We start from the raw sequence: 22,834 nt of genomic DNA, 5'->3' as shown, positions 1-22,834 counted from the left end.
ATCCGCTCAGCGCGCCGCGTCGGCCGCGGCGCGGCTGTCGTCCTGCAACGCCCCGACCAGCGCCTGCATGTCGGCCGGTACCGGCGCGCTGCAGCGCACCGGCTCGCCGCTGAGCGGATGGGCGAACTCCAGCGTCTCGGCATGCAGCGCCTGGCGCCTGAAGCCGCGCAGGGCCGCGATCAGCTCCTCGCTGGCGCCCTTGGGCAGCTTCAGCGGCCCGCCGTACAGCGGGTCGCCGATGATCGGGTGCTTGAGATGCGCCATGTGCACGCGGATCTGGTGCGTGCGTCCGGTCTCGAGCCGGCATTCGAGCAGCGTGTGCGCGCGGAAGCGCTCGCGCAGGCGGTAGTGGGTCACCGCATCGCGGCCGTCATCGCGCACCGCCATGCGGATGCGGTCGCGCGGGTGGCGGTCGATCGCGGCCTTGGCGGTGCCGCCCGACACCAGCGCCCCGACCACCACCGCGAGGTACTGCCGGTGCACCTCGCGCGAGGACAGTTGCGCCACCAGCGCGGTGTGCGCCGGCAGCGTGCGCGCGACCACCATGACCCCGGAGGTGTCCTTGTCGAGCCGGTGCACGATGCCAGCGCGCGGCAGCGCATTCAGCGACGGGTCCCGATGCAGCAATGCGTTGACCAGGGTGCCGGTCGGATTGCCGGCGCCGGGGTGCACCACCAGCCCGGCCGGCTTGTCGAGCACGATCACGTGCTCGTCCTCGTACAGCACGTCCAGCGCGATGTCCTCGGCCTCCGAACGGGTCTGCACGTCCAGCACCACCGTCAGCGCCACCATCTCGCCGCCACGCACCGGGTCGCGCGGGCGGACCTCGCGGCCGTCCAGGCGCGCGTCACCGGACTTGATCCAGGCCGACAGGCGCGAGCGCGAGTAGTCGGGGAACAGTTCTGCAAGCACCGCGTCGAAGCGGCGGCCCGCGGCGGCGTCGGGCACCGTCGCCTGCAGCAGCCGGGATTGCGGCGTGTCCGCTGTGGAGGGGGCAATCGGCGGCTTGGCGGAGTCGGTCATCGGAGGGGCTGGATTAAGGAGGCGCGGCGCCGGGCTGCTATTATCGACGCTTCGTGCCCCCGGCGCTCCCTGACTCCTGCCATGACCTTTCGCTCCGCCCCGCTCCGCCTGCTGACCCTGCTGCTGTTCCTGGCCGCCACCACCGGCTGCACCACCATCGGCGGCTGGTTCAGTGACGACGATGCAATCGAAAACCAGCCGGCCGAGGAGATCTACGAGCGCGCCCACCGATCGATGATCAACGGCAACTGGTCCGGCGCCGAGTCCGGTTTCCGGCGGCTGGTGGCGCAGTACCCGTACGGTCCCTACACCGAGCAGGCGCTGATCGAGACCGCCTACGCGCAGTACAAGGCCGGCAAGCACGAGGAGGCGATCAGCAGCATCGACCGCTTCATCCGCACCTACCCGACCCACCGCAACGTCTCGTACATGTACTACCTGCGCGGCCTGTCCAACTCCACCCGTGATGCGATCTTCCTGCAGCGCGTGTGGCGGCTGGATGCGAGCCGGCGCGACCTGGCCACGCCGCTGCAGGCCTACGAAGACTTCGCCATCGTCGCCGAGCGCTACCCCAACAGCCGCTACGCCGAGGACGCGCGCCAGCGCATGGCCGAGTTGCGCAACATGTTCGCCCGCCACGAGCTCGACACCGCGCTGTACTACCTGCGCCGCACCGCCTACGTCGCCGCCGCCAGCCGCGCTACCCATCTGCTGGAAACCTATCCGCAGAGCATCTACCAGAACGACGCCGTCGCCACCCTCGCCGCCGCCTACACCGGCCTGGGCAACGAGACCCTGGCCAACGATGCCGAGCGCGTACTGCAGCAGAACGAGCCGGACCACCCGTACCTCAGCGACGACTGGCCCGACTACCCGAGCGACTGGCGCAAGCTGAACCCGTTCGCGGGCGAGAAGTCGGCGCTGGATAACGAGTGAGTCGCCTGTAGGAGCGCCCCATGGGCGCGATGCTGTCCGGGCAGGGATACGTTGTGCGGTTCCAATCGCGCCCATGGGGCGCTCCTACGAAAAGCGTGCGCGCAAAGACCGTGCGCGTAGAGCGGAGCTTGCTCCGCTGCATCTCCACGGGGCCAGCCACACCTTTAGTGCGGGGACGCGCAGCCGAGCAAGCTCGGCTCTACCAGAGCTGCGCACCCTCCCCTGGGCACGATGCTGTCCTGGCATGCGGTGCGTTTGCGGTTTCCGCTCGCCCATGGGGCGCTCCTACGAAAGCCGTGCGTCGGCACCGCTGGATCAGCCGCGGTACCCATTACTGATCGGGTAACGCCGCTCGCGGCCGAAGGCGAGGTGCGAGACCTTGGGGCCGGGCGCGGATTGCTGCCGCTTCCACTCGCTGATCCGCACCAGCCGCAGGATCTTGTCCACGGTGCCCGGATCGAATCCGGCGTCGACGATCTCCTCGCGCGAGTGCTGCCTGTCGATGTAGCGCTTCAGGATGCTGTCCAGCTCCTCGTACGGCGGCAGCGAGTCCTGGTCCTTCTGGTTCTCGCGCAGCTCGGCCGAGGGCGGGCGGTCGATCACCGCCGGCGGGATCACCGGTGCCTGGGACTGCGCATTGCGCCAGCGCGCCAGGGCGAACACCTCGGTCTTGTAGAGGTCCTTGATCGGCGCGAAACCGCCGCACATGTCGCCGTAGATGGTCGCGTAACCCACCGCGTATTCGCTCTTGTTGCCGGTGGTCAGCAGCAGGCCGTGGAACTTGTTGGTCAGCGCCATCAGCAGGGCCCCGCGGGTACGCGCCTGCAGGTTCTCCTCGGTGGTGTCGGCCGGCTGGTCTGCAAACAGCTCCGACAATGCCGCCAGATAGCCCTCGAACGGCTTCTCGATCGGCAGCGTCAGCAGCCGCACGCCGAGCGCATCGCACTGCTCGGCGGCCAGGTCGTTGCTGAGGTCGGCGGTATAGCGCGACGGCATCCGCACCGCGGTGACGTTCTCGGCGCCGATCGCATCGACCGCCACCGCCAGCACCATCGCCGAGTCGATGCCGCCCGACAGCCCGAGCCACATCTTCTGGAACCCGTTCTTGCGGCAGTAGTCGCGGGTGCCCAGCACGATCGCGCGCCACGACAGCGAGTCTTGGTCCTCGTCGCCCTCGCACGGCCAGTTGACCTGGGTGAAGCTGCGCGACGCGGCGTCGTAATCGGCCACCAGCCAGTGCTCCTGGAAGGCCTCCGCCTGCGGATGCACGCGGCCGTCGCCATCGACCAGCACCGAGGCGCCGTCGAACACCACCGCGTCCTGCCCGCCGACCACGTTGAGGTAGGCCAGCGCGATGCCGCGGCCGTGGACCAGCGTCTCCGCGGCCCGCATCGCCAGCAGCCTGTCGCGCTGGACGTGCTTGTCGTGCTCGAACGGCGAGGCGTTGGGCACCAGCACCAGCTCGGCCCCGGCCGCGCCGGCCTGCGCCAGCGGCTCGGCGAACCACAGGTCCTCGCAGATCACCACGCCGACCGGCACGCGTTCACCGGGCAGGCTGCCCTCGACCTCGAACACGCAGGCCTCGGCGGTGGGGTCGACATCGAAATAGCGGCGCTCGTCGAACACCGCGTAGTTCGGCAGTTGCTGCTTGCGATAGGTCCCCGCGACGCGGCCGTCGCGCAGCACGCTGGCGGCGTTGTAGACGATGCTGCCGGCCGCCTGCGGCCAGCCGAGCACGGCCACGATGCCCTCCGTGCAGGCGGCCACCTGCTGCAGCGCCGCCTCGCAGTCGGCCAGGAAACCCGGCCGCATCAACAGGTCCTCGGGCGGATAGCCGCTGAGCGCCAGCTCCGGAAACAGCACCAGGTCGGCCCCGTGCTGGTCGCGCGCGGTCGCGATCATCGCCGCGATGCGCTCGGCGTTCTGGTGCACGGCGCCGACCGGGAAGTCGAACTGGGCGAGGGCGATGCGTAGGGTCATGGGGGCCTCGGCGGTCAGGCGGCGTGGATGTCGCGCACGGCGGCTTCGACGATGCTCGGATCGACACCTCGCGCCTTCAGCGCCTCGGCAAGGCGTTGCTCGGTGCCCGAAAGAAACTCGGCCTCGTCACGACGCAGCCCCTCGCTGATGTACGACTTGAGCAGGGTCTGGTAGCCGCCCATACCCTTGAGTGGCGCGATGGCCTTGAGCGACTCCACCACGTCCTGCGGGATCCGCAGGGTGATCGATGTCATCGGGCGATCCTTGGTGAGGCGGCGCTTGAATCTATCGGTGAGCATAGGTTGATTCCTCGGCGGGAGAGGCGCGACGCGCGGAGACAAGACGCACACGCTCATCCTCGATTTCCAGATGCACTACGTAAAGCAGTCGGCCAGACCGGGCGAAGCCGATTGCGGCATCGCGCGCCTCGTCCATCCGCGACGCATCCACCAGCACATACAGCGGATCGAAGAACACCGCGGCCGCCTCCTCGAAGCGGACACCGTGCTTGCGCAGGTTCTCGCGCGCCTTCAGGCGGTTCCATACAAAGGCGTTGCCATCGAGTTCGAAGTGGACGTCCATGTCGCCTTGCAGGCTGCGCTTCGGTATTTACTTTGTCAATACACGAACAACATGCGACAGCACGGCATCGGTATCGGCCAGGACATCATTGTTCCAGAAGCGCAGCACGATAAAGCCGCGCTCGTGAAGGCAATGGTCGCGCAGCACGTCATGGGACGAATCGGCGTGCTGGCCGCCATCCACTTCGACCACCAGCCGCGCCTCCAGACAGACGAAGTCCACGATTTAACGGCCGACCGGGAACTGGCGACGGAACTTGTAGCCGAGCAGACCGCGATTGCGCAGGTGGTACCAGAGCCTGCGCTCGGCATCGGTCATGTCGCGGCGCAAGCCGCGGGCGAAGTCGCGTTTGTGGCCCTGGCGCATCCATGCGCTCCTGTCTTTGATGGGGCAGAGCGTCGCAAGTAGTGGTGGTCGACGCAAGCGTGTTTTGCGTGCCCTCACCCCAACCCTCTCCCGCACGCGGGAGAAGGTGCCCGAAGGGCGGATGAGGGCGCGCGAGATGGGCGTGCGACGCAAGCGTGTTTCGCCGGCCCTCACCCCAGCCCTCTCCCGCGAGCGGGAGAGGGGGCCAAGCCGCGAGCGGGCGAGGGGACCAAACACGAAAAAGGCCACCCGAAGGTGGCCTCTTCCCTACCGCTACACGGCAGCCTTACTTCGCCAACCGCTTCGCAATCGCCGCGCCCAGGTCGCCCGGCGACTTCACCGTGGTCACCCCGGCCTTTTCCATCGCCTCGAACTTGCCTTCGGCGGTGCCCGAGCCGCCCGAGGCGATCGCGCCGGCGTGGCCCATGCGCTTGCCCTTGGGGGCCGAGGCGCCGGCGATGAAGCCGACCACCGGCTTGGTCACGTACTCGGCGATGAACTCGGCCGCTTCTTCCTCGGCGCTGCCGCCGATCTCGCCGACCATGATGATGCCTTCGGTCTGCGCGTCGTCCTGGAACAGCTTCAGGCAGTCGATGAAGTTCAGCCCGTTGATCGGGTCACCGCCGATACCGATGACGGTCGACTGGCCCAGGCCGGCATCGGTGGTCTGCTTGACCGCTTCATAGGTCAGCGTGCCCGAACGCGAGACGATACCGACCTTGCCCACCATGTGGATGTGGCCCGGCATGATGCCGATCTTGCACTGCCCCGGGGTGATCACGCCGGGGCAGTTTGGCCCGACCAGCACCACGTCCTCATAGCCCTTGAGGGTGTTCTTGACGCGCAGCATGTCCAGCACCGGTATGCCCTCGGTGATGCACACGATCACCCGGATGCCGGCGTCGGCCGCTTCCAGGATCGCATCGGCCGCGAACGGCGGTGGCACGTAGATGACCGAGGCGTCGGCGCCGGTCTCATCGACCGCGTCGGCGACGGTGTTGAAGACCGGCAGGCCGAGGTGCTCACTGCCGCCCTTGCCGGGGGTCACGCCGCCGACGACCTTGGTGCCGTAGTCGAGCATCTGCTCGGCATGGAAGGTGCCCTGCGTGCCGGTGAAGCCCTGCACGATGACCTTCGTGTTCTTGTTGATCAAAACGCTCATTGGTTCAATCCTGGTATTTGATTTGGCCCCCTCTCCCGCTTGCGGGGCCGATCAGCTCGTTTGCGAACCGAAGGTTCGCGAGCTGGTCGGCGCCTGAGCGGAGCGAGGGCCGGGGGCTGCTTGGCGAGACGGAGTCGAGCCTAGCAGCGGGTTGGGGTGAGGGCATGCGAAACGCGCTTGCGTCGCAGGCGGCATGTCGCGTGCCCTCATCCGCCCTTTGGGCACCTTCTCCCGCAAGCGGGAGAAGGGAGGTCATGCGTCAGGCGGCGTTGGCGACGGCCGCAACGGCCTTCTTCGCGCCATCGTTGATGTCATCGGCAGGCGTGATCGCCAGGCCGGAGTTCTTCAGCAACTCCTTGCCGGCTTCCACGTTGGTGCCTTCCAGGCGCACGATCACCGGCACCTTGACGTCGACTTCCTTGACCGCGGCGATGATGCCCTCGGCGATCATGTCGCAGCGCACGATGCCGCCGAAGATGTTGACGAAGATCGCCTTCACCTTGTCGCTGGACAGGATCAGCTTGAACGCCTCGGTCACGCGCTCCTTGGTGGCGCCGCCGCCGACGTCCAGGAAGTTGGCCGGCGAGCCGCCCTCCAGCGAGATCACGTCCATCGTCGCCATGGCCAGGCCGGCGCCGTTGACCATGCAGCCGATGTTGCCGTCCATCGTGACGTAGTTGAGGTCGTGCTGGCTGGCCTGCACCTCGGTCTCGTCCTCCTGGCGGATGTCGCGCATGCCGGCCAGGTCCTTGTGGCGGAAGGTCGCGTTGTCGTCGGAGTTGACCTTGCCATCGAGCACGGCCAGATCGCCGTTGGTCAGGATCGCCAGCGGGTTGAGCTCAACCAGCGCCAGGTCCTTCTCGTTGAACAGCTTGTACAGGCCCAGCATGATCCTGCTCAGCTGGCCGACCTGGCGCGCGTTGAGGCCCAGCGCGAAGCCCATGTCACGGCACTGGTACGGCTGCAGGCCCTGCACGTAGTTCACGTGCAGGGTCTTGATCGCGTCGGGGTTCTCCGCGGCGACCGTCTCGATGTCCACGCCGCCCTCGCTCGATGCGATATAGGTGATCGCCTGTGTGCTGCGGTCCACCAGCACCGACAGGTACAGCTCCTTGGCGATGTCGGTGCCCTCGGAGATCAGCACCGTATCGATCGGCAGTGCGATGCCGGCCGACTGGTAGGTCTCCATCTTGGTGCCGAGCATCGCCGCGGCGTACTGCTTCACCTCATCGAAGTTCTTCGCCAGCTTGACGCCGCCGGCCTTGCCGCGGCCGCCGGCGTGGATCTGCGCCTTGACCACCCACAGGTCGCCGGGGATGTCCTTGGCCGCCGCGACGGCCTCTTCCGGAGTGCGCGCAACGCGCCCGGCCGGCACCGCAATGCCGTAGTCGGCAAACAGCTGCTTTGCCTGGTATTCGTGAAAATTCATGCGTCACCGAGGGGGAGTGAAAAGAGTCCTGCGCGTCTGAAGGCCGGTGCGACTGGCGTTGCGCCGCCGAACCGGGACCGTGCGCGAGGGGGCCGGTATTGTCGCCGATCGCGGCAGGGCGAGCAAAACTGGTTTGTGGCGATGTGCTGGGGGGCAAGAGCAAATCCCCCCCTGCCCCCCTGCCCCCCTGCCCCCCCCTTTTCCAAAGGGGGGAACTTCCTTCGATGCTCCCTCTTGGCAGCGCTGCTCCCTCCTTAGCTTTTCTCCCTCCTTTGGAAAAGGAGGGCCGGGGAGGATTTGCTCTTGCCCTGCCATTCCCCATTCCCGGACCCACCCCGCCCCGCCCCCCTGAACACCATCAGCTTTGACGCCTATACTCGGCCGTCACCGCCGTAGTGGACGCCCGCTTGCCGCCGATACCCCTCGTGACCGGAGTGGCTGACGTCGCCGATGCCAACAGCGCGCTGCGTCGCGAGCTGTATTTCTTCACGCTGTACCGGCTGCTCGAAGCGGCGATGCTGGTGTTCGTGCTGTTCGGGCCGATCCCCGACCTCATCGCGCCACCGCGCCACGACCTGGTGGCGCGCTCGGGCGCGCTGGCCTATCTGTTCATCGCGCTGCTGCTGTTCGTATCGGGCCGCCGCGGCGAGTTGCGCGGCCAGGCGCTGGCGGGGATCAGTGCCGACCTGACCTTCGGCATGCTGGCGATCCACACGATCCCCGCGGCGGGCACCGGCATCGCGCTGATGCTGATGTTCAACGTCGGCGCCGCGGCCCTGCTGCTGCGTACCCGCTACGGGCTCGGCGCGGCGCTGGTCGCGGTTGCCGGACTGATCGTGGAGTACTTCTGGAGCGGGTTGACCGACGAGGCCGCAGGCCGCTCGTTCGCCGAGCCGGTGATGTTCGCGATCGGCTACCTGGCCATCGCGACGCTGACCAGCGTGCTGGGCCGGCAGATGCGCGAGAGCTACAACCTGGCCGCGCGCCGCGGCAGGGAGACCGCGCACCTGGTCGAGGTCAACGAGCTGATCATCCGCCGCCTGCGCACCGGCGTGCTGCTGGTCGACAGCCAGAACCGGGTACGGCTGGCCAACGAGGCCGCGATGCTGCTGCTGGGCGAGGCCGGCGACGGCCGCCGCCCGCTGGATGCAGCGGTGCCCGAGCTGTGCCGGCGGCTGGCCACCTGGCGCGCCGACCACCGCAGCGACGAGAGCCCGATGCAGGTATCGCCCGACCAGCCCGAGATTGTGCCGCGCTTCGCCCGCCTGCTGGCCGGCAGCGACCAGACGCTGGTGTTCCTCGACGACACCTCGCTGGTCTCGCGCCGCGCCGAGTCGCTGACCCTGGCCACGCTGGGCCGCTTCTCGGCCAGCCTGGCCCACGAGATCCGCAACCCGCTGGCGGCGATCAACTACGCCGTGCAGCTGCTGGAGGAGTCCGAGGACATCCACATTGCCGACCGCCGCCTGCTGGAAATCGTGCGGCAGCAGGGCGCGCGCATGAACGGCATCGTCGAGAACGTGCTGAGCCTGGCCCGGCGCGAGCCGGCCATGCCCGAGCACGTCGAGCTGGTCGCCCTGACCCGGCAGTTCGTCGAGGACTACAGCAGCGGCCACCCGCTCGAGCACGACAGCCTGCGCGCCACCGGCACCCACCCGCGCATCGCCGCGATGGTAGACCCGCGCCAGCTGCACCAGGTGCTGACCGTGCTGGTGCACAACGCGCTGCTCTACGGCCGGATACCCGGCGAGCCGGCCCGCGTCACCGTGCACGTGCACACCGACCCGCCCGGGGACCCCACCGGCGCCCCGCAGATCGACGTGCTCGACCGCGGCACCGGCATCCCCGAGCGCATCGTGGAGCAGTTGTTCCGCCCGTTCTTCACCACCTCCGGCCACGGCACCGGACTGGGCCTGTACATCGCGCGCGAGCTGTGCCGCGCCAACCAGGCCTCGCTCGACTATGTGCCGATGCCTGGCGGCGGCGCCTGCTTCCGCATCCGCCTGACCGGGACGATGACCCGGAAGAGCTGAGTTCCACACGGGGCGTGCCGACCCCATCCCCTCCCTACCCTTGAAGGGGAGGGCTTCAGGGCTCGCCCAGCCCACGGATCTGCTTGCCTCCTTCCCCCTTCAAGTGAAGGCCGGGATGGGGATGGGTTTGATCTTGCGGTTGCTGCACACCCCGCCCGCGTTAGCCCGCGTTGATCGCTTAAGCTATCGTGACGCCGGGAGGACTCGATGGCCGAATCACGTAGTGCACTGGTGGTCGACGACGAGCGCGATATCCGCGAGCTGCTCGTCATGACGTTGGGCCGGATGGGCCTGCGTTGCGATACCGCGTCCAGCCTGGCCGACGCGCGCAACCAGTTGCAGCGCAACCGCTACGACCTGTGCCTGACCGACATGCGCCTGCCGGACGGCTCGGGCATCGACCTCATCGCCGAGATCAGCCAGAAGCATCCCGAAACCCCGGTGGCGATGATCACCGCATTCGGCAACGTCGAGGCCGCGGTGGAAGCGCTCAAGGCCGGCGCGTTCGACTTCGTCGCCAAGCCGGTGGACCTTGCCGTGCTGCGCGACCTGGTCCGCCACGCGCTGGAGATCGACCACAGCCGCCGCGGCAGCCCCGATGTGGTCGCCTCGCGACTGCACGGCCAGTCCCCGGCCATGGCGTCCCTGCGCCAGACCATCGCCAAGGTCGCGCGCAGCCAGGCGCCGGTCTACATCGCCGGCGAGTCCGGCGTCGGCAAGGAGCTGACCGCGCGCACCATCCACGCCGAAGGCGGCCGCGCTGCCGGGCCGTTCATCCCGGTCAACTGCGGCGCCATCCCGACCGAGCTGATGGAGAGCGAGTTCTTCGGCCACAAGAAGGGCAGCTTCACCGGCGCCCACGCCGACAAGCCTGGCCTGTTCCAGGCGGCCGACGGCGGCACCTTGTTTCTGGACGAGGTCGCCGAGCTGCCGCTGGCAATGCAGGTCAAGCTGCTGCGCGCGATCCAGGAAAAATCGATCCGCGCGGTCGGCGCCAACGCCGAGGCCATCGTCGACGTGCGCATCCTCTCGGCCACCCACAAGGACCTGGGCGCGCTGGTCGCCGAAGGCCGCTTCCGCCAGGACCTCTACTACCGCATCAACGTCATCGAGCTGCGCGTGCCGCCGCTGCGCGAGCGCCGCGAGGACCTGCCCGGCCTGTCGCGCATGATCCTGGAACGCCTCGCCGGCGACCAGGGCCGCACCGTGCCGCACCTGGGCGAGGACGCCTTGGCCGCGCTGCAGGACTACCCCTTCCCCGGCAACGTGCGCGAACTGGAGAACATCCTGGAGCGCGCACTGGCCATGGCCGAAGGCGACACCCTCGACGCCGCCGACCTGCAACTGCCGCGCCTACCGCCCCCCGCGGCCGCATCGCCGCCCGCCGGCGGCGACCCGCGCACCCTCGACCCACGCGACACCTCCACCAGCGCCCTGCCCTCCTACATCGAGGAAATCGAGCGCGCCGCCATCCAGCACGCCCTGCAGGAAAACCGCTACAACAAGACCCGCACCGCCGCCGCCCTGGGCATCACCTTCCGCGCCCTGCGCTACAAGCTGAAGAAGCTCGGCATCGACTGAGCCGCGCGGCACCCGTAGGAGCGCCCCATGCCGCTATGAAGCAGGGGCGCGATCGCTCTACTACGAATCCCCCCATCGCGGGCATGGCCCGCTCCTACAAAGGCGGATCGCCGGCGTGGCCGGTCCCACCTCACGCCCCCGCTTCTCGTAGGAGCGCCCCATGGGCGCGATCGCTCTACTACGAATCCCCCCATCGCGGGCATGGCCCGCTCCTACAAAAACGGAATCGCGGGCATGGCCGCCCCCACAAAAACGTAGAGCGGAGCTTGCTCCGCTGCCCTCCCCCCCACCGCCGCCCACCACCAACCCCACCACCACAAACCCGCTCACCACCCGCGCGCCCCCCCCTACAACGCCTCATCCCGCCCCACCACCTCACTCGACAACCCTGCCGCACCACGTCACCCACAAACCAAAACTGACGCCCCCGGTCACTCAACCCGCCACCACGCGCCCGCAATGTGACGCCAATCACACTTACCACGGGACCCCTGTGGCACTGGCCGGGTTGGCATGCGTTGTGCGTACTGTTTCAACGCACGTGCAGCTCGCACGGCAACCGACGGACCGGATGGGCCGGCCTGCCGGCACGTGAAAGCAAACCACTCCTAGGGGATACACCATGAACAACATGAAACGCGCCGCCCAGAAGGGCTTCACCCTGATCGAGCTGATGATCGTCATCGCGATCCTCGGCATCCTGATCGCCATCGCACTGCCGGCGTACCAGGACTACTCGATCCGCACCAAGAACTCCGAGTGCCTGAGCGTCGCCGCGGCGGCCAAGCTGGCTGTGGCCGAGACCTGGAGCAGCGGTGTCACACTGACCGGCATGACTGACGCTATCGCGGGCTATGACTTCGACACTGCCTCCGACTATTGTGCAGACGTGGCGATCGGCACTGGTGGCGTGATTACCGCCACGACCATCAATACCGGCGGTGACGCCATGGCGATCTTCACACTTACCCCCGACACGGAAGCTGGTCGCATCGACTGGACCTGCGCAAATACCGTTGCAGCTGTACCGGCTGCGCAGCTCCCGAGCGAGTGCCGCCCGTAACTGACTTACTAGCAACATCCGTGATTGCTGGACAGAAACCCCGGGCAACCGGGGTTTCTTTTGTGTGCTTTAGATACGCATGATGCACGGGGCACAATCCTGCGGAGAGCACGTCAGGTCGTCTTGAATACCATTGGCGGGATCAGGCTTAAAGTGATTGAGAACCGACTACCTATCTATGTCGCCGTCGCCGCAACTCTGCTGATCTACTCGCTAGGCTTGGCCGGCCCGTTCATCCTCGACGACGCCTACAATCTCGCGCCCGTCGAAACATGGCTGCAGGGGCAGGCCTCCTGGTTGGAAGTGATGCTGGGCAACGACGCCGGCATTCTCGGGCGGCCGGTGGCGATGCTCAGCTTCCTGGTCACCGCAGCGATCGGCGGCTTCAGCCCCTATCACTTCAAGCTCGGCAACCTAATAATCCATATTGTCTGCGGGCTCGTAGCATGGAAGCTGCTGGCACGGCTGCTCGCCCGCGACCCGGTGCTTGCCCGTAATGCCGGCATCGTCGCCGGTGTGCTCGCGGGGCTTTGGCTGCTGCATCCGATCAACGTCAGCACGGTCCTGTACCCGGTACAGCGCATGGCGCAGTTGAGCGCGCTGTTAGTGCTGGCCTCGCTCTGGACCTACGTGCGTGCACGGCAGCAACTGGAGCAGGGGCAATACCGCGCGGCGCGAATCAAGCTGTTCGCGCTGTTCCCGCTGCTGTTTGCAGCCGGCCTGTTCAGTAAAGAGAACGCCGCAGTGGCGCCGGCCTTGTGCCTGGTGCTGGAACTTGCCTATTTCCGCGGCTGGCAGCGCGGGACGGGCATGCTCAAGACTTTCTACGGCGTGTTCCTGCTGGCGCCGGCACTCGCCGGAATAGCTTTGCTTCTGGTCGCACCCGGCAAGCTGTTCGGGCTGTATGCCACGCGCGATTTCACCATGTGGGAGCGGCTGCTGTCGCAGTCGCGCGCGCTGGTCGAGTACATCGGGCTGCTGCTGGTACCACGCGGGTCGCAGATGGGCGTGCTGTTCGATGATTTCCAGATTTCCACCGGCCTACTGTCGCCGCCAGCCACCCTGCTGTCGTTGATAGTGCTGGCGGCGGTCAGCGTGTTTGCCGTGGTCGCACGCAAGCGCGCGCCCAGCGTCTTTGCCGGGTGGTTCTTCTTCCTGGTCGCGCATGGGATCGAATCCACGGTGTTTCCGCTGGAGCTGTATTTCGAGCACCGCAACTATCTCCCCGGCATCGGATTGCTGCTCGCCGCCGGCGGGCTCTGCGCGCTGGTGCTCAGCAGGCGGCCCGTCGGCACGTCGCGTAGCACCAAGGCCGCCGTGGCGGTACTGGCGCTGATTGCGGCGAGCTTTGCCGCGGTGACCATGAGCCAGACACGCGCATGGCGCAGCATGGACACGCTGGTTGAGCAGACTTTGGCCCATCGCCCCGGCTCAATGCGCGCAATCGAGGAGTACGCTGGCCAGGCGATCAGGGCGAGGCGCTATGACGCCGCGATTACCGCGTTGCAGCGGCTCGTGGACAGCGATGACCGCCGGCAGCGCGTGATGGGACATCTAAGTCTTATCACGGTGGATTGCCTGCGCGGCACACCCGCCGACCCTGCCCATTTGACGGCCGCAGTCACGGAGGCGCCGCGCAAGATCACCATTGGCGAACTCGAGGGCTACCGGCGGATATCGAAAGTGCTCGCGAAAGACCCGGGGCCAGGTGCACAGCAGCCCTGCGGCGATGCAATCGACGCATCGACAGTGGCCGATGCCGTGCTGATGACACTGGATGCGGCCGCCGAGCAGCCCGAGCGTGCCAAACCCAAGTGGTTGCTGCGCGTGGTGGCGGCCGAGCTTCTGATTTCCGCGGAGCGTTGGCCGGCGGCGTTGTACCAGGCCGAACTGGCATGGGAGGCCGGCGGCGACCCTGCGGTCGGCGCGTTGCTGGCGCGGATATATCTGGTCAAAGGCGATCTGGAAGCCGCCGAACGCGTGGTTGACCAGGTGGCGCAGCAGGTCGCCCCCTACGAACGCAGTGCTCAAGCCACCCTTGTCCACCTGCGCAGCGAGATCGCGCGGCGCCGCTCCCATTAATCTACCGACGCCATTCACCCCGCCCGCGCGCACCGGCGCCAAAGCCAATGCGAGGCAAGCCCGGCCAGCAGCGCACCATCGGCAATCAACGTCAGCAGCCGCAGCACCGCTGCAATCAGTAGCGACTGGTCAACAGGCACTGTGGCGGAGACCAAACCCGTCGCGAGCACCAATTCCCGCACCCCTAGGCCAGCGGGCGCAAAAATAGCCAACGCACCAGCAACATGTGCCAGCGCCAGCACTGCTATTGCATGCAGCAGGCCAATGGAAGCGGCGGCGCCGGAGAATGCCGGGAGAAGCTGGAAGAACGCTGCGCCGATCAGCACGTGCGGCAAGGTATAGAGCATCAGCAACGCTGCCACGCGCAGATATTCGGCAGGTCGGTTAGGCATAGCGCTTGCGGATACTCGCTCGATCAGTGCGACTGCCAGCACGAAACCCAACCCAAGTCCCGCCCCGGTCGCCAAGCGCAGCCACTCCCAGTGGACCACGATCCACGATGGAAGCCAGAGCAGCGCGTGCAGCGCCGATGTTGCCAACAACACTGCGCCTAGCGCGGCACCAGCGAAGACGAAAGCAAGCTGCTCAACCAAAACCGACTGACTGACAGCTTTCCAGCCCAGACGCGGATCCTGCGCCAGACTCAGCTTGCCTGCGAGCAGCCCGACCTTGCCGGGCAAGTAGCGGCCTGCCCATGCAAGAGCTTGTAATGGCAACCACTCCCTTGCGGACAGTTCCACGTCGAACCGCCACTGCAACCACAGAACCCAGAGCCGCCCGAGCAAGCACGCCATGACCAACCATGCCAGCACGAACAGGCATGCTTCGGGAGCCTGTATCAGCGAGATGGTGCCTCGCTTCAAGTCGGACACGTCATGCACCGCCCAGCCGAGCCCCCCGATCACCGCAGCGACGTAGACCGCCTTCAATAGCAAGATCGCGCGGGGCCGCAAGGCATCTTTCATAGGCGGAACGTGTGCGCCATTCGGCGCCAAGGGACCGATCGCGCGGTGCGTGCAAGGGTGAGATACGACGCTGCCAAGCGCTCTAGGCCGGACGTGGGCCGAAGCTGGGACTTACAGCAACTTTTATCCAACGCGCGCATGTGCCTGCCGTAGCCAGAGATTCTTGTTTTCCGCCGACCCGCGGCAACAACTAGCGCTCTGATCCAAAAAGAACTCTTGCGAGCAACGGGCGACTGATCTGGCTGAACTTCTCAGGCTTGCCTGCAAACCTCGGGCCGCTATCGGTCCAGCCACCATCCCATTGCACGTCAGTCACGATCACGCACGTAGGTAAGCGAGGTTATCTGTTCCGATATCAGGCCGATCAAAAATACTATGACCGCCGCACTGAGCAAGAGAGCACTCATATTGGTAAACCGGTGCTCCGTCGCGAACGTCCACCCGTAGTACCCAAGGCCCAGCAATCCGAACGCCACCCCGGTAGGTGCAAACAGCTTCAGCGGCGAATACAACGTGGCGATCTTGAAGATGATCAGCAAGAACCGCACGCCATCGCGGATCGGACGGATATGGCTGGCGGTGCCGACACGGCGCGCGCACTCGATCGGCACGTAGGTCACCGGGTAGGCGCTGCGGAAGAACGCCATGGTGCTGGTAGTGGGATAGCTGAAGCCGTTTGGCAACAGGTGCAGGAACTCGCAGAAGCGCTCGGCACGCACGGCGCGGAAGCCGGAGGTCAGGTCGAGCACCTTGTGGTTGGTCATCCAGCTGGCCAGGCGGTTGTAGAACGCGTTGGCGGCGCCGCGGCCGGCGTTGGCCTGACCGCCGCTGTTGCGGGCACCGACTGCCATGTCGTAGCCGGCCTCCAGCTGGACCAGCAGGCGCGGGATGTCGGCCGGGTCGTGCTGGCCGTCGGCGTCCATGAACACCAGGATCTCGCCGGTCGCGGCGCGGGCGCCGCGCTTGATCGCCGCGCCGTTGCCCATCGAATAGGGCGAGGACAGTACGCGTGCGCCGTGGGTGGCGGCGACTTTGGCGGTGCTGTCGGTGGAGCCGTCATCGACGACGATGACCTCGGCCTCGGGCAGCAGCGCGCGCAGCCCGGGGAGGGTGCGCTGCAGGCCTTCGGCCTCGTTTTTGGCGGGGAGGATTACGGTGATGCGCATGGGGCCCTCTTTGGGGGTGAGGGTAGCGTGAAACGGGGTGGGCTGGCGGGGGTGGTGGTCGGAAGGGCGGGGTTGGAGGGGAGGTTTGTCGCAGGTGGGGGTCGAGTGCCCTCCCTCCCCCCCCCTCTCCCGCAAGCGGGAGAGGGGGGGGTGCAGTGCACGCGGGAGAAGGGTAGTTCCGCGGGCGGGAGAGGGGTATTGGCTTAACGCGCTGGCGGGGGCTGCGGAAAGGTGCGCTGTGTCCGCTCGCGCACGCTGGATTGCGCTAAAGTCCGCAGGGGGAACACTTTTCGGGGCCTGCATGAACGCCGTCACCACCGCCAACCTGGTCGGCATCACCGGTATTGCCCGGCGCCTGGTCATGGACGGCGCCATGGACGAGTCGTCCGCGCGCGAGGCGCTGGCCGGGGCCACGGCCGAGCGTAAACCTATCGCCACGTTCCTGGCCGAGAAGCGGCTGGTCGCGCCATCGGCGATGGCCGCGGCCAACTCGATCGAGTTTGGCGTGCCGTTGATGGACGCCTCCGCGATCGACCCGGCGCAGTCGGCCATCAACCTGGTCAGCGAGGAGCTGCTGCGCAAGCACTGCGTGCTGCCGATGTTCAAGCGCGGCAACCGCCTGTTCGTCGGGCTGGCCGACCCGACCAACACGCGCGCGCTGGACGAGATCAAATTCCAGACCAACCTCACGATCGAGGCGATCCTGGTCGATGAGGACAGCATCCGCCGCAGCCTGGACCGCTGGCTGGAAAGCAGCGACTCGCTGAGCCACGGCGAGGACGAGGAGGGAATGGAGAACCTGGAGGTCGGCAGCGACGATGAGCTGGCCGCCGGCCCCGACACCGGTATCGACGCCAAGGGCGACGATACCCCGGTGGTCAAGTTCATCAACAAGATCCTGGTCGACGCGATCCGCCGCGGCGCCTCCGACATCCATTTCGAGCCCTACGAGACCGACTACCGCGTGCGCCTGCGCATCGACGGGTTGCTCAAGCAGGTCGCCAAGGTGCCGGTGAAGCTGCAGGCGCGCATCGCCGCGCGGCTCAAGGTGATGGCGCAGCTGGACATCGCCGAGAAGCGCGTGCCGCAGGACGGCCGGATCAAGCTCAACCTGTCCAAGACCCGCCAGATCGACTTCCGCATGAGCACCCTGCCGACGCTGTTCGGCGAAAAGGTGGTGCTGCGCATCCTGGACGGCAGCGCGGCCCGGCTGGGCATCGAGAAGCTGGGCTACGAGCCGGACCAGCGGGAGATCTTCGTCAACGCGGTCAAGAAGCCCTACGGCATGGTGCTGGTGACCGGCCCGACCGGCTCGGGCAAGACGGTGTCGCTGTACACCGCGCTGAACATCCTCAACGACGACAGCCGTAACATCTCCACGGTCGAGGACCCGGTCGAGATCCGGGTGCCGGGCATCAACCAGGTGCAGATGAACGTCAAGCGCGGCATGACGTTTGCCGCCGCGCTGCGCAGCTTCCTGCGGCAGGACCCGGACGTGATCATGGTCGGCGAGATCCGCGATCTGGAGACCGCCGAGATCGGCATCAAGGCCGCGCAGACCGGCCATATGGTGCTGTCCACCCTGCATACGAATGACGCGCCGCAGACCATCGCGCGGCTAATGAACATGGGCGTGGCGCCGTTCAACATCACCTCGAGCGTAACCGTGGTGATCGCCCAGCGCCTGGCCCGGCGCCTGCACGACTGCAAGCGCGAGGTGCACCTGCCCGACCACGCGCTGCTGGCCGAGGGCTTCACCCAGGACGAGTTGGACGCTGGCCTGAAGATCTTCGAAGCGGTCGGCTGCCCGGACTGCACCGAGGGCTACAAGGGCCGCACCGGCATCTACCAGGTCATGCCGATGAGCGATGAGATCCAGGCGATCGTGCTGCAGGGCGGCAATGCCATGCAGATTGCCGACGCCGCGCAGCGCTCCGGCGTGCGCGACCTGCGCCAGTCGGCCCTGCTCAAGGTCAAGAACGGCGTCACCAGCCTGGCCGAGATCAACCGGGTGACCAAGGACTGATGATGATGCATCCGGCCCAATCGTCATTGCCGCGCACGTCCTGCGTCCGCGGGAGCTTTACGAAAGCACCCCGCTCGTCATTCCCGCGCATGCGGGAAGCCAGTGCCTTTGCTGTTACCGGGATTTCGGGAGCGAAGTCACTAGGTTCCCGCGTTCGCGGGAATGACGAACAAAAGCTGCACGCGTCCCGCATTCGCGGGAATGACGGGCAAGAGCCCATGCGCGACGCTTCACTCCATACCGCAACAACGAAAGCAGGTTGCTTCCTGCGTTCTGACTGACCCTCCGAGGGGACCACGCCAATGTCCGCGACCCGTACTGCCATCAAGCCGAAGCTCCCCGTCCGCCGTGCCGATGCACAGCCTCTGTTCGTCTGGGAAGGCACCGACAAGCGCGGCGTCACCATGAAGGGCGAGCAGCCGGCCAAGAACGCCAACATGGTGCGCGCCGAGCTGCGTCGCCAGGGGATCATGCCCAAGGTGGTGAAGGTCAAGCCCAAGCCGCTGTTCGGCAGCTCGGGCAAGCGCATCACCCCGGGCGACATCGCCGTGTTCAGCCGCCAGCTGGCGACGATGATGAAGTCGGGCGTGCCGATCGTGACCTCCATGGAGATCATCGCCAGCGGCCACAAGAACCCCAAGATGAAGGCGATGGTCAACTCGCTGCGCGCGGACCTGGAAAGCGGCTCCTCGGTGCACGAGGCGCTGACCAAGCACCCGGTCCAGTTCGACGAGTTGTTCCGCAACCTGGTCAAGGCAGGTGAATCGGCCGGCGTGCTGGAGACCGTGCTCGATACGGTCGCCACCTACAAGGAAAACATCGAGAGCCTGAAGGGCAAGATCAAGAAGGCGCTGTTCTATCCGGCCACCGTGGTCGCCGTGGCGATCCTGGTCAGCGCGATCCTGCTGGTGTTCGTGGTGCCGCAGTTCGAGAAGACCTTCGCCAGCTTCGGCGCGGACCTGCCGGCGTTCACCCTGATGATCCTGGCCGCCAGTGATTTCATGATCGCCTACTGGTGGCTGGTGCTGCTGGTCACGGTCGGTGCCGGCGTGTTGTTCGTCATGGCCAAGAACCGCTCGCCGCGGTTCGCACATTTCCTCGACCGGATGATGCTGAAGCTGCCGGTGGTCGGGCAGATCCTGCATAACTCCGCGATCGCGCGGTTTGCCCGCACCCTGGCGGTGACCTTCCAGGCCGGCGTGCCGCTGGTGGAGGCGCTGGACACCGTGGCCGGCGCAACGGGCAACGTGGTCTACGAGCAGGCCGTCAACCGCATCCGCGACGACGTCTCGGTGGGTTACCAGGTCAACCTGGCGATGAAGCAGGTCAACGTGTTCCCGCACATGGTGGTGCAGATGGTGGCGATCGGCGAGGAGGCCGGCGCGCTGGATGCGATGCTGTACAAGGTCGCGGAGTTCTACGAGCAGGAGGTCAACAACGCGGTGGATGCGCTGTCGAGCCTGCTGGAGCCGCTGATCATGATCATCCTGGGCGTGATCGTCGGCGGCATGGTGGTCGGCATGTACCTGCCGATCTTCAAGCTCGCCGCGACCATCTGACCGGAAGCCCGGCAAGGCATGGCATTCCTCGACGAAAACCCGGCCATCGGCTTTCCGCTGGTGGCCGGCCTCGGGCTGCTGGTCGGCAGCTTCCTCAACGTGGTGATCCTGCGGCTGCCGCGGCGGCTGGAATGGCAGTGGCAGCAGGACAGTCGCGAGGTGCTCGGCGAGCCGGAGGCCTACGATCCGCCGCCACCCGGGATCGTGGTGGAGCGCTCGCATTGTCCGCAGTGCAAGCACCAGCTGTCCTGGTACGAGAACATCCCGGTGCTCAGCTGGCTGGCGCTGCGCGGCCGCTGCCGCGGTTGCGGCACCCGGATCTCGGCGCAGTACCCGCTGGTCGAGCTGCTGACGATGGTGTTGTTCATCGCCTGCGTGTGGCGCTTCGGCTTTGGCTGGCAGGGGTTCGGCGCGGTGGTGTTCACCGGCTTCCTGATCACGCTGTCGGGCATCGACCTGCGCACCCAGCTGCTGCCCGACCAGCTGACCCTGCCGCTGATGTGGCTGGGGCTTATCGCGGCGGCCGACAGCCTGTACATGGACACCAAGCCGGCGCTGCTGGGCGCGGTGGCGGGCTACCTGAGCCTGTGGTCGGTGTGGTGGCTGTTCAAGCAGATCACCGGCAAGGAAGGCATGGGCTTTGGCGACTTCAAGCTGCTGGCCGCGATCGGCGCGTGGGTCGGGCTCAACGGCATCCTGCCGACGGTGCTGCTGTCGTCGCTGGTCGGGGCGATCATCGGCTCGATCTGGCTGGCGGCCAAGGGCCGCGACAAGGCCACCCCGATCCCGTTCGGCCCCTACCTCGCGGTGGCGGGCTGGGTCGTGTTTTTCTGGGGCGATCAGTTGGTCGACGGGTATTTGCGTTTGTCGGGGTTGGCGTAGGAGCGCCCATGCCGCTATGGAGCATGGGCGCGATCGCGTTCCTACGCGTGTGCGGGCTATCGCGGGCATGGCCCGCTCCTACACAGGAGGGATCGCGGGCAATCGCCCGCTCCTACCTCGCGCTGCCGCTTTTCGTAGGAGCGCCCCATGGGCGCGATCGCTCTGCTGCGCGTGTGGGGGCGATCGAGGGCATGGCCCGCTCCTACAAAGGCGGGGTCGCGGGCATGGCCCGGCTCCTGCCTGCGCTGGTGCTTTTCGTAGGAGCGCCCCATGGGCGCGATCGCTCTACTGCGCATGTGGGGGCGATCGCGGGCATGGCCCGCTCCTACAAAGGCAGGGTCGCGGGCATAGCCCGGCTCCTGCCTGCGCTGCTGCTTTTCGTAGGAGCGCCCCATGGGCGCGATCGCTCTGCTGCGCGTGTGGGGGCGATCGCGGGAATGGCCCGCTCCTACAAAGGCAGGGTCGCGGGCATGGCCCGGCTCCTGCCTGCGCTGCTGCTTTTCGTAGGAGCGCCCCATGGGCGCGATCGCTCTGCTGCGCGTGTGGGGGCGGTCGCGGGCATGGCCCGCTCCTACAAAGGCGGGATCGCGGGCGTGGGCCGCTCCCACGCCGTGAAGCATCCTTGTCGGACAAGAGCAGTCCACACGCATGAGTAACTACATCGTCGCCATCACCGGCGGGGTCGCGTCCGGCAAGAGCGAGGTCACCCGCCGCTTCGGCGCCTTGGGCGTGGCGGTGGCCGACGCCGATGTCGCCGCACGCGCCGCGGTGGCGGTCGGCTCGCTGGGCTTGGCCGAGGTGGTTGCCGCATTCGGGCAGGACGTGCTGGATGCCGAAGGCGCACTCGACCGCGCGACCATGCGGGCGCGGGTGTTCGAGCAGCCCGGGGCGCGGAAGCTGCTGGAGTCGATCATCCACCCGCGCGTGCGCGAGCGGCTGCAGGTGCAATGCAGTGAGGCCACCGGTCCGTATGCGATCGCGGCGGTGCCGTTGCTGACCGAAGGCGGCGGCCGCACGGGATACCCGTGGTTGCACCGCATCCTGGTGGTCGACGTGCCCGTCGAGGTGCAGCACGCGCGCCTGATGCTGCGCGACGGCATCGATGACGCGCTCGCCACGCGCATGATCGCCGCCCAGGCCAGCCGCACGGAGCGGTTGGCAATCGCCGACGACGTGATCGTCAACGATGGGCCTTTGGATGCGCTCGATGAGCGGGTGGCCGCGCTGGATCGGCGCTACCGGGAAATGGCTGGGGCGCTGTAGAGCGGCGCTTGCCGATATGAAGCATGGGCCTGATGGTTCTGCTGCGCGTGTGGGGGCGATCGCGGGCATGGCCCGCTCCTACAAAAGCGCCACGATCGCGGGCAAGGCCCGCTCCTACACAGGCGGGATCGCGGGTAAGGGGCTCGTGCAAAGGGGCTACAGCCAGACGGCGTTCCAGAACGGGTAGTTTCCGATCGAATCTACGAGTCCGGCGCGCAGTGGGTTGGCCACGATGTAACGCGCGACTGCACGCAGGTCCTCGTCGCTGCGCATCGCGTGATCGTGGTACGCGCGGCTCCACAGCACGCCCTTTCTGTCCAGCATCCGGTTTGTCGCGCGTGCGCTGCCCGATTTGAGGCGATTGACCACGGCTTCGAGCTGATCGTTTTCGCCGAGCTGCAGCAGCCAGTGGGCGTGATCGGGCATCAGCACCCTGGCCAGCATCGTGGCGTCGCCCAGCATGGTCGCGTTCTGAAAGCACCGCGATGCGGCAAAGGCGGCGCGGTAGTCGGCGAAAACCGGCGCGCGTGCCTGCGTCGTAATGGTCAGGTGATAGACCTGGTGTGGCTGGGAGGTGCGGCCGCGCCGCAGTGCGGCGTGGCCGGGCGGTGAGGGTGCGAGGGATTCCATGGGGCAATGCTGACAACGGTCTTGTCGGACGGCTGTAGGTCGGCGCCGAGCTTACGGGTAGGAAAAATCCCGTGGTGGGCGCGATACGGTGTGGTGGTGATCGCGG

Annotated in this window: 18 protein-coding genes and 1 pseudogene; 9 read left to right on the top strand and 10 right to left on the bottom strand. The window is 67.0% G+C overall.

What is annotated here, in order from left to right; all coding sequences use genetic code 11:
* Positions 1-6 precede the first annotated feature (6 nt).
* Complete coding sequence (gene rluD, locus ACJQWM_RS01350; protein WP_332707826.1) at positions 7-1,023, bottom strand: 23S rRNA pseudouridine(1911/1915/1917) synthase RluD; 1,017 nt, start codon at positions 1,021-1,023, stop codon at positions 7-9.
* An 81-nt stretch (positions 1,024-1,104) separates the two neighbouring features.
* Here rluD and ACJQWM_RS01345 point away from each other — a divergent pair, with 81 nt between their 5' ends.
* Positions 1,105-1,959, top strand: coding sequence for an outer membrane protein assembly factor BamD (locus ACJQWM_RS01345; RefSeq protein WP_332707829.1), 855 nt, complete (start codon positions 1,105-1,107; stop codon positions 1,957-1,959).
* 315 nt (positions 1,960-2,274) lie between these two features.
* Here ACJQWM_RS01345 and ACJQWM_RS01340 read toward each other — a convergent pair whose 3' ends face one another.
* The 6 genes and pseudogenes from ACJQWM_RS01340 to sucC all read right to left on the bottom strand — a co-directional run bounded on the left by ACJQWM_RS01340 (position 2,275) and on the right by sucC (position 7,478).
* The gene (locus tag ACJQWM_RS01340) at positions 2,275-3,939 is read right to left on the bottom strand and encodes an NAD+ synthase (protein ID WP_332707832.1); all 1,665 of its coding nucleotides are present in this window, start codon (positions 3,937-3,939) and stop codon (positions 2,275-2,277) included.
* A 14-nt stretch (positions 3,940-3,953) separates the two neighbouring features.
* The gene (locus ACJQWM_RS01335) at positions 3,954-4,193 is read right to left on the bottom strand and encodes a hypothetical protein (RefSeq protein WP_332707835.1); all 240 of its coding nucleotides are present in this window, start codon (positions 4,191-4,193) and stop codon (positions 3,954-3,956) included.
* Between the two features lie 31 nt (positions 4,194-4,224).
* A complete protein-coding gene (locus ACJQWM_RS01330; RefSeq protein ID WP_332707838.1) occupies positions 4,225-4,521 on the bottom strand; it encodes a BrnT family toxin in 297 nt (98 codons plus the stop codon).
* Between the two features lie 27 nt (positions 4,522-4,548).
* Positions 4,549-4,887: pseudogene (locus ACJQWM_RS01325) on the bottom strand (endonuclease domain-containing protein).
* 286 nt (positions 4,888-5,173) lie between these two features.
* Positions 5,174-6,049: a succinate--CoA ligase subunit alpha gene (gene sucD / locus ACJQWM_RS01320; protein ID WP_332707841.1), complete on the bottom strand. Its 876-nt coding sequence runs from the start codon at positions 6,047-6,049 to the stop codon at positions 5,174-5,176.
* 259 nt (positions 6,050-6,308) lie between these two features.
* Complete coding sequence (gene sucC, locus ACJQWM_RS01315) at positions 6,309-7,478, bottom strand: ADP-forming succinate--CoA ligase subunit beta (protein WP_332707844.1); 1,170 nt, start codon at positions 7,476-7,478, stop codon at positions 6,309-6,311.
* A 425-nt stretch (positions 7,479-7,903) separates the two neighbouring features.
* Between sucC and ACJQWM_RS01310 the strand changes: the two genes are divergently transcribed.
* The 4 genes from ACJQWM_RS01310 (at position 7,904) to ACJQWM_RS01295 (ending at position 14,237) form a co-directional block, all read left to right on the top strand.
* Positions 7,904-9,511 carry a sensor histidine kinase gene (locus tag ACJQWM_RS01310; RefSeq protein ID WP_332706100.1) on the top strand — a complete coding sequence of 536 codons (1,608 nt, stop codon included), beginning with the start codon at positions 7,904-7,906 and terminating at the stop codon, positions 9,509-9,511.
* A gap of 207 nt (positions 9,512-9,718) precedes the next feature.
* Positions 9,719-11,092, top strand: coding sequence for a sigma-54-dependent transcriptional regulator (locus tag ACJQWM_RS01305; RefSeq protein ID WP_332706097.1), 1,374 nt, complete (start codon positions 9,719-9,721; stop codon positions 11,090-11,092).
* Between the two features lie 622 nt (positions 11,093-11,714).
* Positions 11,715-12,155 (top strand): pilin, encoded by a 441-nt coding sequence (locus ACJQWM_RS01300; RefSeq protein WP_332706095.1) that lies wholly within the window; start codon positions 11,715-11,717, stop codon positions 12,153-12,155.
* A gap of 123 nt (positions 12,156-12,278) precedes the next feature.
* A complete protein-coding gene (locus ACJQWM_RS01295; protein ID WP_332706092.1) occupies positions 12,279-14,237 on the top strand; it encodes a hypothetical protein in 1,959 nt (652 codons plus the stop codon).
* Between the two features lie 14 nt (positions 14,238-14,251).
* Here ACJQWM_RS01295 and ACJQWM_RS01290 read toward each other — a convergent pair whose 3' ends face one another.
* The gene (locus tag ACJQWM_RS01290) at positions 14,252-15,202 is read right to left on the bottom strand and encodes a hypothetical protein (protein WP_332706089.1); all 951 of its coding nucleotides are present in this window, start codon (positions 15,200-15,202) and stop codon (positions 14,252-14,254) included.
* Positions 15,203-15,510: 308 nt separating this feature from the next.
* Complete coding sequence (locus ACJQWM_RS01285; protein ID WP_332706086.1) at positions 15,511-16,368, bottom strand: glycosyltransferase family 2 protein; 858 nt, start codon at positions 16,366-16,368, stop codon at positions 15,511-15,513.
* A 301-nt stretch (positions 16,369-16,669) separates the two neighbouring features.
* Between ACJQWM_RS01285 and pilB the strand changes: the two genes are divergently transcribed.
* From pilB to coaE, 4 genes are all read left to right on the top strand, one after another.
* Positions 16,670-18,394, top strand: coding sequence for a type IV-A pilus assembly ATPase PilB (pilB, locus tag ACJQWM_RS01280; protein ID WP_332706083.1), 1,725 nt, complete (start codon positions 16,670-16,672; stop codon positions 18,392-18,394).
* A 302-nt stretch (positions 18,395-18,696) separates the two neighbouring features.
* Positions 18,697-19,953 carry a type II secretion system F family protein gene (locus ACJQWM_RS01275; protein ID WP_332706080.1) on the top strand — a complete coding sequence of 419 codons (1,257 nt, stop codon included), beginning with the start codon at positions 18,697-18,699 and terminating at the stop codon, positions 19,951-19,953.
* Between the two features lie 18 nt (positions 19,954-19,971).
* Entirely contained in the window at positions 19,972-20,835 is an 864-nt protein-coding gene (locus tag ACJQWM_RS01270) for a prepilin peptidase (protein ID WP_332706077.1), read from the top strand.
* Positions 20,836-21,483: 648 nt separating this feature from the next.
* Positions 21,484-22,098, top strand: coding sequence for a dephospho-CoA kinase (gene coaE / locus ACJQWM_RS01265; protein ID WP_332706074.1), 615 nt, complete (start codon positions 21,484-21,486; stop codon positions 22,096-22,098).
* Positions 22,099-22,254: 156 nt separating this feature from the next.
* On the opposite strand, the gene ACJQWM_RS01260 is transcribed toward coaE, so the two are convergent.
* Positions 22,255-22,728, bottom strand: coding sequence for an REP-associated tyrosine transposase (locus ACJQWM_RS01260; RefSeq protein ID WP_332706071.1), 474 nt, complete (start codon positions 22,726-22,728; stop codon positions 22,255-22,257).
* Between the last annotated feature and the right edge of the window lie 106 nt (positions 22,729-22,834).

Origin of the sequence: Novilysobacter longmucuonensis, assembly GCF_046600735.1 — a bacterium.
In the GTDB taxonomy this organism is placed as follows: domain Bacteria; phylum Pseudomonadota; class Gammaproteobacteria; order Xanthomonadales; family Xanthomonadaceae; genus Novilysobacter_A; species Novilysobacter_A longmucuonensis.
This window is presented reverse-complemented; position numbering and strand designations above follow the sequence as displayed.

Bases quoted from the DNA above. Each gene is read 5' to 3' on its own strand.
- rluD (WP_332707826.1), bottom strand. From the start codon at position 1,023: ATGACCGACTCCGCCAAGCCGCCGATTGCCCCCTCCACAGCGGACACG.
- ACJQWM_RS01345 (WP_332707829.1), top strand. From the start codon at position 1,105: ATGACCTTTCGCTCCGCCCCGCTCCGCCTGCTGACCCTGCTGCTGTTC.
- ACJQWM_RS01340 (WP_332707832.1), bottom strand. From the start codon at position 3,939: ATGACCCTACGCATCGCCCTCGCCCAGTTCGACTTCCCGGTCGGCGCC.
- ACJQWM_RS01335 (WP_332707835.1), bottom strand. From the start codon at position 4,193: ATGACATCGATCACCCTGCGGATCCCGCAGGACGTGGTGGAGTCGCTC.
- ACJQWM_RS01330 (WP_332707838.1), bottom strand. From the start codon at position 4,521: ATGGACGTCCACTTCGAACTCGATGGCAACGCCTTTGTATGGAACCGC.
- sucD (WP_332707841.1), bottom strand. From the start codon at position 6,049: ATGAGCGTTTTGATCAACAAGAACACGAAGGTCATCGTGCAGGGCTTC.
- sucC (WP_332707844.1), bottom strand. From the start codon at position 7,478: ATGAATTTTCACGAATACCAGGCAAAGCAGCTGTTTGCCGACTACGGC.
- ACJQWM_RS01305 (WP_332706097.1), top strand. From the start codon at position 9,719: ATGGCCGAATCACGTAGTGCACTGGTGGTCGACGACGAGCGCGATATC.
- ACJQWM_RS01300 (WP_332706095.1), top strand. From the start codon at position 11,715: ATGAACAACATGAAACGCGCCGCCCAGAAGGGCTTCACCCTGATCGAG.
- ACJQWM_RS01290 (WP_332706089.1), bottom strand. From the start codon at position 15,202: ATGAAAGATGCCTTGCGGCCCCGCGCGATCTTGCTATTGAAGGCGGTC.
- ACJQWM_RS01285 (WP_332706086.1), bottom strand. From the start codon at position 16,368: ATGCGCATCACCGTAATCCTCCCCGCCAAAAACGAGGCCGAAGGCCTG.
- pilB (WP_332706083.1), top strand. From the start codon at position 16,670: ATGAACGCCGTCACCACCGCCAACCTGGTCGGCATCACCGGTATTGCC.
- ACJQWM_RS01275 (WP_332706080.1), top strand. From the start codon at position 18,697: ATGTCCGCGACCCGTACTGCCATCAAGCCGAAGCTCCCCGTCCGCCGT.
- ACJQWM_RS01270 (WP_332706077.1), top strand. From the start codon at position 19,972: ATGGCATTCCTCGACGAAAACCCGGCCATCGGCTTTCCGCTGGTGGCC.
- coaE (WP_332706074.1), top strand. From the start codon at position 21,484: ATGAGTAACTACATCGTCGCCATCACCGGCGGGGTCGCGTCCGGCAAG.
- ACJQWM_RS01260 (WP_332706071.1), bottom strand. From the start codon at position 22,728: ATGGAATCCCTCGCACCCTCACCGCCCGGCCACGCCGCACTGCGGCGC.